Annotated in this window: 1 protein-coding gene; it reads right to left on the bottom strand. The window is 21.5% G+C overall.

The annotated features are described in order from the left end of the window. Nucleotides 1-318: 318 nt before the first annotated feature. Complete coding sequence (locus G3997_RS11630; protein WP_334299851.1) at nt 319-480, bottom strand: aldo/keto reductase; 162 nt, start codon at nt 478-480, stop codon at nt 319-321.

Below are 480 nucleotides of genomic sequence, written 5' to 3'. Positions count from 1 at the left end.
TATTTACCTGAAAGCTATAAYARRAATTTAAATGTAAACACACATTTCAGTGATATAGATTTTAATTTTGATTTAAATTTAAATGATGTGAAAATAAATGTATCAACTGGAAATGTTAATTTTGATAATACTATTAAATGTAAATAYAAAATTTTTACTTCCCAATATAGTTAATTATATAATTGATGATTAAGATACATCTGTGGCTAAAAACATCCTTTTTACTTTGCCCTATATCTATTGATATTACTTTAATAATAACGATATTAAAAGTTTCATAAGTATCATAAGATCATAAATAAAAAATGAGTAACTAACTCATTTTTTAATATRATAATTTTCATCCAATGAGTCTATGGCTTTCATATCTTTATCAGATATTTCAAAATCAAATATATCTATATTCTCTTTTATCCTATTTATATTTGATGACTTAGGTATAGGAATAACTCCTTTTTGCATATGCCATCTTAGTACTAT

This window comes from Romboutsia sp. 13368, from assembly GCF_018336475.1.
Taxonomy (GTDB): domain Bacteria; phylum Bacillota; class Clostridia; order Peptostreptococcales; family Peptostreptococcaceae; genus Romboutsia.
Note: the sequence above shows the minus strand (reverse complement) of the source record. Positions and strands in the feature narration are given on the sequence as shown.